This is a genomic window from Thalassolituus sp. UBA3500 (genome assembly GCF_002377545.1).
GTDB lineage: Bacteria > Pseudomonadota > Gammaproteobacteria > Pseudomonadales > Oceanobacteraceae > Thalassolituus.
Map to the genome: position 1 here is coordinate 1 of NZ_DFQB01000058.1, position 9,337 is coordinate 9,337.

General features: G+C 54.6%; 12 protein-coding genes. All 12 read right to left on the reverse strand.

The genetic code is table 11. From position 1 onward, the window contains the following. Window positions 1-553, reverse strand: a 553-nt coding sequence (locus B2R29_RS13715; RefSeq protein WP_301181585.1) for a hypothetical protein, incomplete at its 3' end; no start/stop codon positions are given. After that, window positions 550-1,068 (reverse strand): hypothetical protein, encoded by a 519-nt coding sequence (locus B2R29_RS13720; RefSeq protein WP_301181586.1) that lies wholly within the window; start codon window positions 1,066-1,068, stop codon window positions 550-552. The genes B2R29_RS13715 and B2R29_RS13720, both read right to left, overlap by 4 nt. An 18-nt stretch (window positions 1,069-1,086) precedes the next feature. Further along, window positions 1,087-1,434 (reverse strand): hypothetical protein, encoded by a 348-nt coding sequence (locus B2R29_RS13725; protein WP_301181587.1) that lies wholly within the window; start codon window positions 1,432-1,434, stop codon window positions 1,087-1,089. Between the two features lie 251 nt (window positions 1,435-1,685). After that, on the reverse strand, window positions 1,686-2,597 hold the full coding sequence (locus B2R29_RS13730) for a hypothetical protein (RefSeq protein WP_301181588.1): 912 nt from the start codon (window positions 2,595-2,597) through the stop codon (window positions 1,686-1,688). A gap of 218 nt (window positions 2,598-2,815) precedes the next feature. Beyond that, window positions 2,816-3,046: a hypothetical protein gene (locus B2R29_RS13735; protein ID WP_301181589.1), complete on the reverse strand. Its 231-nt coding sequence runs from the start codon at window positions 3,044-3,046 to the stop codon at window positions 2,816-2,818. Beyond that, on the reverse strand, window positions 3,043-4,566 hold the full coding sequence (locus B2R29_RS13740; RefSeq protein ID WP_301181590.1) for a phage minor head protein: 1,524 nt from the start codon (window positions 4,564-4,566) through the stop codon (window positions 3,043-3,045). The genes B2R29_RS13735 and B2R29_RS13740 overlap by 4 nt, the downstream gene beginning before the upstream one ends. Further along, window positions 4,566-6,209 carry a DUF935 domain-containing protein gene (locus B2R29_RS13745; protein WP_301181591.1) on the reverse strand — a complete coding sequence of 548 codons (1,644 nt, stop codon included), beginning with the start codon at window positions 6,207-6,209 and terminating at the stop codon, window positions 4,566-4,568. Before B2R29_RS13745 ends, B2R29_RS13740 begins: the two co-directional genes overlap by 1 nt. A 12-nt stretch (window positions 6,210-6,221) precedes the next feature. Next, window positions 6,222-7,793: a terminase large subunit domain-containing protein gene (locus B2R29_RS13750; RefSeq protein ID WP_301181592.1), complete on the reverse strand. Its 1,572-nt coding sequence runs from the start codon at window positions 7,791-7,793 to the stop codon at window positions 6,222-6,224. Continuing rightward, window positions 7,794-8,369: a DUF3486 family protein gene (locus tag B2R29_RS13755; RefSeq protein ID WP_301181593.1), complete on the reverse strand. Its 576-nt coding sequence runs from the start codon at window positions 8,367-8,369 to the stop codon at window positions 7,794-7,796. Between the two features lies 1 nt (window position 8,370). Beyond that, complete coding sequence (locus B2R29_RS13760; protein ID WP_301181594.1) at window positions 8,371-8,664, reverse strand: ArsR family transcriptional regulator; 294 nt, start codon at window positions 8,662-8,664, stop codon at window positions 8,371-8,373. Next, entirely contained in the window at window positions 8,661-9,047 is a 387-nt protein-coding gene (locus tag B2R29_RS13765; RefSeq protein ID WP_301181595.1) for a hypothetical protein, read from the reverse strand. The genes B2R29_RS13760 and B2R29_RS13765 overlap by 4 nt, the downstream gene beginning before the upstream one ends. Next, the gene (locus tag B2R29_RS13770) at window positions 9,047-9,274 is read right to left on the reverse strand and encodes a TraR/DksA C4-type zinc finger protein (protein WP_301181596.1); all 228 of its coding nucleotides are present in this window, start codon (window positions 9,272-9,274) and stop codon (window positions 9,047-9,049) included. Before B2R29_RS13770 ends, B2R29_RS13765 begins: the two co-directional genes overlap by 1 nt. Window positions 9,275-9,337: the final 63 nt, after the last annotated feature.

Sequence of the window (9,337 nt, forward strand, 5' to 3'; positions counted from 1 at the left end):
CGACATTTCCTGTCTTCATTAAAAAAACTTTCACCGGTATCACCACTTTTTTGCAATGACCGTCAGGCGTGTATATATCTGCATTAAACGTAAATTCATACACCTCATCATTTAAGTCGGTGACGTGTAGCTCCGGTCTTGAACTTATATCGTCACCCCTTATCTGCATTTTAAAAACAGACACAGAGTCCGCCGTTAAACTTTCAGAGATTTTGCAGCCGGGCCAGCGTCTCCTGTCTATAGCATCGTCGTCCGGCACCAGAGATACAGATTCTAATAATACAGAGGCATTTCCCGTTGCAAATGCCAGCAGATCATAATTCACGGCTAGCGTGGCTTTTGTAATTTCTTGAGAATTATCCGCGAACCTAGCTTTAGTCTTTCCCACCGTTGTGAATGATTCGGGAGTCAATGCTGGAGCGATAGTTATTTTACTCCAGCGCATAAAGTGCGAAACATAAATCGCAATCAAAGATAGAAGTACCGCAAGCCCGGTCAATAGATCATTAAGACTAAACGCGAATTCTTTAGCTGCTTCCACTTCCGCCGTCATTGCGCGGCCTCTTCACTCGCAATGCTGTGCATGATTAGGTGGTAGCCGTACCGCTGACCATTGGCGTTTACACCGCAGAGGTCTGCACACACCGCCTTGCTCCAGTAAAAACCGTATTCGCCGAGCGGCGTCATACCAACTTCGTATTCGCAATGATGATCGGCTGATTGCTGCGGGGCGCTGGTGACTGTTTCATTAACGATCGCGGTGGCTTTGACCGCTGTTTGCCATTGTTTTTCGCGCTGGGCTGTCAGACTGGCGGCACCCTGGGTCATGCGGATCTCTTTGATGTCTGCGCCGTGCGTTACCAGGCCGGGGCATTCCTGCAGTAACAGATCGGCGGTATTCAGCTGCGTGACTTCGTCATCACTGGTGGCGGTAGTTGTGATTGCGGGTGTGACCGGATCGGGCTTTTCGGCTATGTCCTGGAGCGCTGGAATACCGGCGAAGATGGCGACGGCAGCGACGATTAGAATCATGCCCAGCAGTTGAGTGAGTGAGAATCCTTTCAACATCTACTCCCTTATTTAAAGTTAGAGATCTGCTTTTACCAAAATTATTTTCTGGTACTTTTCTTGTAGCTTCTCTCTGGTTGCATCATTAACACCGGGGTCAGACATCAGCTTTTTTAAACGTCGAAGCCTCAAGCTAGCGATTACTCCCAACTTAACCCTCCGTGGATCTACACTAAATGCTTTGTTACACCAATTGCCTATTTCACTTGTAATGATGCCTAGCGCAGATGCGGCGGGAGTAATAAGCTCTTTGGCATCAAGATTACCCTGAAGTAAATAAGCATAGAGAGCGGCAAAAGCGCTAGCAATCGCTACGCGAGCAGTTCCTTTGCCTGCAGACTTCGCCAAGCTACTTTCTTGGGTCATTCTATTAGCTTTCCTTCCTTATTTACGTACTCGTCTACAAAACTATCAAACTCAGCATCATTCGTTATCCGTCGTCTGATTTTTTTTGTCTTACCATTCTCGTCGTGTATGACTAGCGTGTAATTGGTTCCCAAAAAGAATGTAAGGCAGAAGAAAACTATCTTCGCCACGAGGTAGAAACTAGCAAAGAAAACAATAATAACACTGGCTATAAGCAGTACATTTTCCATACCATCGCCTCCTCTAACAACCTACTTTTTTTCGTAGAATACCTTCTCAATTTCATACGTGACGGATTCCTTGCCGCCACTAATTCTTTTTCTAGTACCAAAACGAACATGGAACGACCTACCAAACACTTGAGCATCATCTGAGTACTTAAGTCTCTCTATGAATAGCTCATCTTCCATCTTCACTGGATATTCTTTACCCAACCTTTCAACTTTCCAGCCAGACCTGCCTTTAATTGTAGCGGAAATGAACTTCACAGTAGTCTCTTCCGACGAATAACTTTCGTCTAAGAGCTCTTTTTGACGTAAGGCCGCGAAAGAGACCGTATCTTCATGATCGAGAACCAGATCAGGTGGCAGGTTATTCTCACCTTCTATTTCATCACCTGATTTTTTCGCTTTAAACTTGAGTATTGAGGTGCCCTCAGTCAATAGAGCTCCCCTGATCAGGTCATCAGTCTTCCGGCGCACGGTACGACTCCCGGCTAGGCGCGCCACCTGCTCCGGCACCTTCAGTGTGCGTCCTTTTTTATCAGTGATCACACTTTGACGCTTTTCGCTCTTCTCATCAGTTAGTTCAGATATTGACTGTATTTTTTCTCCCTTCAGCCACTTCAGCACCCCAAACAGGCCTCCGGCACTACTGCCAGCGGCACCAGCCAACCCCAAATACTCGACGACGTTAGTGGCGTGAGGAAGAAGCTCTACAAGTACTTCAAACCCGAAAGACCCTTCAATAAACTCGGAGTTCACCTTCACTGATATCGCATCTCTATCACCATTTAACTCTTCACTTGAGTCGTAGAGTAGATCCCCGAGATCCCTGAGTGCTCGTGCAAATGTGAAAATTTGTATTTCATGATCTTTGTAGGCCTCTCCATCTAAGATCATATCTACACGGACGATTGGGTTATCAGTTGTATGTGAAGCCATCTTATTCCCTTAAGGTAGTACTCAGTCAGTCGCCGCTTGTTTTACACAACACTGGTCATAGAAACAATGGCCAGACAGTCTTCTTTACAGTTACAACACTCAAACCTGCCGATCAGTACCGTAAATTGCCGTTTAAACGCGTTTAATAGCCATTTTCGCCTTTATTCCATGCCACCGTGCCATAAGAGCACAGAAAGACCCTCACAGAGGCTTAGGTTTTATTGATCGTCAGAGGGTAGCGTGGGCGTGTGCGTGAGCATGAAGGTCGACCAGAGATCACCAAACTGATCGCGCTCGTTCGGGCGGACTTGCTGTTCTAGTGTCAGCAGTTGATCTTCGAGGTCTGCAGGCGCTGGATCGGCGCGCAGCAGTTGCTGCGCTTTGGTGAATGCGGGGCTGGGTGCGCTTGCCTGGTTGCGTTTGATCAGTTCGTCGAGTGTTGGTGTCATATGTTTGGTGGTTTGCGATCGGATCGGATCGCATCCTCTATCAGTTTATCAAAGTACAATGCGATGCCTTCATCCCACTGCGCCAATCGTTCACGGTTAAGCAGCCAAGCCGTAAAGTGTTCAGCGTGCCATTCATAGCTGTTTGCAGATGAATACCGAGTAAGTGCCTTGGTCGTCGGTGGCTGTGGCAGCTCCGCCCAGGTATGCACTTGATGCCCGATTTCATGTATCCAGGTATTGACCAGCCCAGCGTGCGACTCACCGACCAGGGCATCATAGGTCGCCCGTAAAGAGAAGAATCTCGACGAATCACCAACCGCGTGGGCACGCGCCGCAGCGTCGACAGCGGCGGCCATGATGTCAGGATCTATATTAGACAGCTTATCTGAGGCTTTCGCTTTTACCACCACATAATCGAACACCAGCGGTGTCCAGCCGTTGGCTCGTCTTGCATTTGGCATGTAGTACGCGCTGCGCGCTTGCCGGGGCGGCATGCCGAGGAACTGCCCGACTGGTTCGGCGAGCTTATCGGCATTGCGCCCGCGCCCCTGCTCTGTCTGCTTTAAAAAGAGCGTTTTAGTCGGGTGCGCTTCCATATACCGGGCGAACTTTTCAAGTTGAGGTGCGATCCCTGGGATCTGTGTCAGGATCTGTTGCACGCCGTCTTGTGTGACGTGCTTACAGGTGCTGAACGTGAGATCTGACGGGAACACCTGCACGCCTTCTGCCGGTACCGGCTTCGCCATAGTGGTGGCGAATTCCTTCTCGGTTTGCTGCAGGTGCTGCTGTACAGCTGCTCCGCGTGCCTGGCCGGGGTTGTAGTCCCAGCCGGGGTCGATGCCGTTGGGCACCTGGATCGCTTCGCCGGTGCGGTCGTTAATGTATTCGGTCGTGCGGATCGGGGGCGCGGTGTCGCTATAGCGCCCGGTTTTCATCAGGCGATCTTTTTCCCGTCTGGTGATCTGACGCACGCGGCATTTACAGCCCCAGCCATTGGGCGGGTAATGGGTCGACCAGAACGGGTCATCAGCAGGCAGGATCAGCCTGGCCCAGCCGACATGTTGCACGCGATGCTGCTCTGACGGCCCGAGTTCATAGACCAGGTATGGGTGCGTCATGCTGCGGCGTTCGATGCGCTGCCACTGACCGGCGGCGCGAGCTGTGCGCATGTTGGTGCGGTAAATGGTTTTTAAGCGGCGCGGGCTGCCGAGCTGGACGTCGACGATATTGCCTGTCGCCGGGTCAATTTCATCAGAGCGGCCCCACCATCCCAGACGCTGCAGCGTGGGTGTGAGTTCGGCACGAAACTGCTGCAGGGTTTTGCCCTCGGCCAGTGCTTCGTCGAAGGCGCTGCGAATGGTGGTCAGGACGTCCATGCGCATGGCTTTGGCGACGGTGAATGCCTGGGCGTGTTCGCTTTGCCAGACGTCGCGATAGTCAAAGCCTGGTTGAAAGCCTTTGGCGCGGAACCATTTGAGGGCGTCTGCGGGTGGCTCGGACGGGAAACGATAATCAGGCATCAGTCAGCAGAACCATCGCCCGCACCATCTCCTGCACCATTGGCCAGGAACATGGCGGCGGCAAGATCGCGCACGACGTTGGTGTCGTCCATATCGTCGAGCAGATCCTCAAGGCCTGCGGCGAATTCTTCGGCGGTGTCGACGGCATCGAGCAGATCGCGGATGGGCTGCAGAACTGGGTCGATCTGGCTGCGCCAGTTGCTGAGTGCCGCGCCCTCTAACTGTTCGAGGGCGCTGTCTGTGGTGCTGATCTGGCCGCCGTCCTGGTTCAGTGCGGTGTGATACTGACCGCAGCCGCAGGGCTGCTGATGATTCAGTGCGGGGGCGGGGTTTACCTGCTGCTGTGGTGCGAGCAGCAGCTCGGCATCGTCTGCCGGATCTGGCAGACCGAGCCTGTCGGCCATGACACTGCGCTCGACCTTGAGGCCGTAGGGGATCAACTTTGTGACGTTGTCGATCAGGGCGGTGACGTCTTCGGGATCGGTCGCCTGCACTTCAATGCGTGGGTATTGCTCCTGCGGCCCCCAGTTCAGGTCGACAAACGAACGCACCAGGTATTTGTTCAGTGTGTTGCTGAGCTGACGGGCGTCGGACTTGAGGATGTCCATGCGCACATCGTCTTGCGCGTCGTCGCTGCCCAGTTTGCCGGGGGTGCCTTCGGTGCTTGCGGTCTGGCCGAGCACCGCCTTGCTGATCTGTTTGTCGAGGTATTCGGCCAATTTTAAGAACATGTCCGGGCCGCCCTGGGCGCTGCCGGGTGCCTCGAAGTCGATGCGCATTGATTCGGGAATCACTGCAGCGGCATCGGTGCCGATATTGGCCACGGCGTTGATCAGGGTATTAATGTCGTTTTCATTTGCGCCTGGGCCATAGCGACCCACACGCAGCGGCATGCCGAACACTTCGGCAAAGGCCATCCAGTCGGTCACGGTATAGGCCTTGCACATATAAGCAACCGCGACCAGACGGGCTAGGCCAGAACGGATCGGCAAGCCGGATTTAAGGCGCGGGCGATGCACGATAAAGCGATGCGGCGGCAGCGGGATGCCGTTCAGCATGTCGGCTTCGTCGATTAAGCGCAGCTGCTGGCCCTGCTCCCGATCGTATTTAAAGAAACGCGGATCGCGCCAGGTGTAGGCCTCGCGCTCGCGCCATTCGCCGTTGGTCTGGCGCTCGTTGCGGGTGCGCGGTTCCCACGGTAAGTGTTTCAGATCCCAGTTAATTTCTACGACGCTGTAGCCTTTGCCCAGGGCATCGAGCAGGTCGTCGACCATGTCGCCGAATTCGGGGCGGCGCACCAGTTCGCGGACTGCGTCTGCGAGCGTGACGTCGTGGGTGTCGTCGGTGGCGGCTTCGACCATGACCGGCAGGCCGGACAGTGCCCGCTTACGTGTGCCCAACACTGAGCCATAGTGCGGGTCGCGCTCTTCCATTTCTTCGGCGAGCGTGAGATAGGCATCGGCCTCGCCTTCGGCGGCATCGCGCAGTATGCGGGCCAGACGCTCGGGGCTGAGGTGTTCGGCTTCGCTGCCGTAGTTCCAGACGGAGCGCACGCCGGTCAGGCTGGCGTTTGCTATCTCGGTGCTGAGTTCTTTTTTCTTAAACGGTTGGCCGTTGTGGTCGAGGATCGGGCTGTCTGCCATGTCTGCAGCTCCTTACAGGCAGCCCCGGCGGAAAGCGCCGGTGGTGCGTATGGTTCGGTGGTGTTTGCTTGAAGGCGTGGCGCGGGCGCTGTGGTAGGCGAATTCTTCGATTTCCATCAGTGTGGCGTAATACGCAAGGAATAACGCGATCGCGGCGTCGCCGTGTCGTTCTTTTTTGCTGTCGGTTTTACTGTCCGGCAGCTTCGGTACGCCCTTGATGACCTGCAGTGCGCGCAGATCGCTGAGGATGTCGGCGTCTTGCGGTATGCGGATCTTGTCGTCTTCAAACGCGGCTTTGAATTTCGGCATGTGCTCCAGGTAAAAGCCCTGCGACAGCATGACGGCTTCCATGCGGCCCGCGCCGTAGCGGTAGCCCGCCTGCTCGGCGAGGTACTGACCATTACCGCGCGCATCGAGTGCGCCGCTGTTCAGGCGAGGCAAGCGATCGGCGATGTAGTTAAACACCTGTTCCTGTTGTTTAAAGGGTACGTTGCGCAGCTCGACGATAAAGGGCACGCGCCGGATCAGATCCTGACCGATCGCCATAGGTGCCAGCACGGTTAAGTCGGACACGCGGCCAAAGTCTTCGCCGATACTGTGGTGCAGTTTAGGGTCGAGGGTGGCGAGTACGGGCTGCAGCTGCTGGTCGCACCAGTCGCGCATCTCGGCTTCGCGGATGTGTTCGGGCCATTGGTTGAATTCGCTGGTACCGGCAAAGCGCCGAACCGGGGCCGGTGTCATTCGGGCTTCGATCAGGACGCGGGACAGGTAAGCACCGCCGCCGGATTTGGGTACACAGAAATACTCTTCGAGGGCATCCTCTTCGCTCGCTGTGTTGCGCAGCAGGGACGCTTTCCAGTCGTCTTCGTCTTCCTGGCTCCACTCTGTACCTTTGCGCTGACAGATGCGCTTATAAAGCCCCTCGCGGCATGCGTCGTCGAGGGTGATGCGGTGAACGCTGTATTCTTTTTTGCCCGCTCGGCTGTCGTTTATCAGTTCGTTAAACTGGTTTTCATCGCCGTTATGGGTACTGATTAAACGGACTTTCGCGCCCCACATTGTGAGTGCCAACGCGGCTTTAAGCACTTCGGCCAGGCGTTCGTGGAATGCCGCCTCGTCGATGGTGACATTGCCCTGCATGCCTCGCAGGTTGCTCGGGTTTGAGCTGAGCGCCTGGACTTTGAAGCCCGACGGAAAATAGACGACAAAGGTCAGGATGTCTTTGTCTTCGTCTTCCAGTACTTCTTCGTTAATTTCGCCTGCGGCTTTATCGAATGCTTTGGCCCACATGGCCACGGCTTCGATAAATTCGCGGGCCATTTCTTTATTACTGCCGACGTAAAAGTGATTGGTACCGCCTGCGTTTTTAGCGGCAGCGGCGCAGAGCGTTGCGTCTGCAGCTTCGGCCCAGGTTAAACCAGTACGGCGGCTTTTTTCTGCGATCTTCAGAGGGGCCGGGTCAGCGATCCAGCGCTTTTGATAGCCCAGCAGAATCTCTGATCTGTCGAACTGTTGCAGATCCTGAAAGTCGCGTTCTGCGATCGCGCCGAGCGGTAGCTCTTTCGATTCTGTCTGGGTGGTCATTTATGCGATCCCTAGAATATCGGCTTTAATCGTGGCGACGGCTTCGGCTGTCAGGCCCGCTTGCTTGGCAACGGCTTCGGCGGTGTTGGCGGCCTCTTCCGCGACGGCTTTGCGGATCTCTTTCTCGCGTTTGATGCTGTCCATGTTGGCGCTCTCTAAGCGGCGCACTAACAGGGACAGATCTTTCAGCATGCCGAGGCTGGCGGGTTCGTCGTTTTCTGCAGCGTCTGACAGGATGTCGAACGCGAGGGACTGGGTGATGTTGATCAGCAGTTTGCCAATGTCGCCCTGGGGCACTTCTCCGAGTTTGCTGGTCAGGGCATTGGCCATCTGCTGGCGCTCTTGCATTTTCTGACCGATCTTCGCCAACTTTGTGGAATAGCGATTCAGACCAGAGCGGCTGATTTTTTCGTCTTCGAGGCCCAGCGCTTCGAGCTGTTTATTGACCTCTGCGAGGATGTCCTGCTGTGAGTATTCACGATCTCGCAGCATGGCATCGAGAAAGCCTTTGACCTCGTCGGGCAGCTGTTCGATCTTCGAGCCTCGGCCCCGCGTGACCTTCTTTGATCCGCTCATATCAGCGACCTACCGACGGCACGCCGACGCCGGGCACTTTGGCACGACCTGCAGAGACGTCGACGCCGCGATCGGTAATGTGGGCGACGTCTGTATTGAGTACGGTTTCGAGTTCGATCAGATCCTGTTCGACCAAGTAATAAAGATGGGTTTTAACCTGGGCACGACTGATTTTGTGGCCGTAGCTTTCCAGCACTTTATTGATCACGGACTCGTTTGCTGTGCCCTGGTTTTCTGAGAGAAAGCGCAGAATAACGAGACGCTGATCGCCGTTGATGATGTCTTTATAGCTCACGATTTCTCCCCTCGGTTCATCAAATGCTGGTGCATCAGGTGCATGGTGTTGTTCATTTGCTTTAACTCGCCTTCCATGCTGGTCAGGCGTTGCGCGGCTTCGTTAACGCGGCTGTGTATATCGCCGAGATCTTCATGGCCGGGCATGTGTTCGAGTTTGGTTTCGAGCTTGGTGATGCGATTGCCGAGCTTTTCGGTTTCTTCGTCGACGTCTTTGCGCAGGTCGCTGATCGCAGTGGCGGTGACTTTGGTCAGGTCTTCGATCGCGGCGGTGTTGGCCTTTTGTTTATTGCTGAGAGCAACCCAAATGAAACCCGCGATCATTATCACGAACTGCGCCGCTTGCATGTAAAACGTCCATTCTTTGATCTGGTCTAATGCCATCAGCAACGATCCTTTAATTCGTGATAACCCTGGCACTCGACACACCAGGGGGTTTCTGGTTCTACGTTCAGGCGCGCCGGTGGCACCTCGTCGCCGCAGTCGATGCAGAAGACTTTGCCGCATTCGATGTCTTGTGGCGGGTATGGCTTGCGCGTTAAACGGGCTTTAAGGGCCGCTGCCCGGTGTAGCTCTTCGAGTTCGTGTGCGCGGTCGATGTCATCGGCCATCCAGGTACTCCAGGTGCGATGTTTTGATGATGACCTCTAGCTCGTCGGCGTATTGGCGGCGGG

What these genes read in the sequence shown, in the direction of transcription:
- B2R29_RS13720 (WP_301181586.1), bottom strand. Translation starts at nt 1,068, where the DNA reads ATGTTGAAAGGATTCTCACTCACTCAACTGCTGGGCATGATTCTAATC.
- B2R29_RS13725 (WP_301181587.1), bottom strand. Translation starts at nt 1,434, where the DNA reads ATGACCCAAGAAAGTAGCTTGGCGAAGTCTGCAGGCAAAGGAACTGCT.
- B2R29_RS13730 (WP_301181588.1), bottom strand. Translation starts at nt 2,597, where the DNA reads ATGGCTTCACATACAACTGATAACCCAATCGTCCGTGTAGATATGATC.
- B2R29_RS13735 (WP_301181589.1), bottom strand. Translation starts at nt 3,046, where the DNA reads ATGACACCAACACTCGACGAACTGATCAAACGCAACCAGGCAAGCGCA.
- B2R29_RS13740 (WP_301181590.1), bottom strand. Translation starts at nt 4,566, where the DNA reads ATGCCTGATTATCGTTTCCCGTCCGAGCCACCCGCAGACGCCCTCAAA.
- B2R29_RS13745 (WP_301181591.1), bottom strand. Translation starts at nt 6,209, where the DNA reads ATGGCAGACAGCCCGATCCTCGACCACAACGGCCAACCGTTTAAGAAA.
- B2R29_RS13750 (WP_301181592.1), bottom strand. Translation starts at nt 7,793, where the DNA reads ATGACCACCCAGACAGAATCGAAAGAGCTACCGCTCGGCGCGATCGCA.
- B2R29_RS13755 (WP_301181593.1), bottom strand. Translation starts at nt 8,369, where the DNA reads ATGAGCGGATCAAAGAAGGTCACGCGGGGCCGAGGCTCGAAGATCGAA.
- B2R29_RS13765 (WP_301181595.1), bottom strand. Translation starts at nt 9,047, where the DNA reads ATGGCATTAGACCAGATCAAAGAATGGACGTTTTACATGCAAGCGGCG.
- B2R29_RS13770 (WP_301181596.1), bottom strand. Translation starts at nt 9,274, where the DNA reads ATGGCCGATGACATCGACCGCGCACACGAACTCGAAGAGCTACACCGG.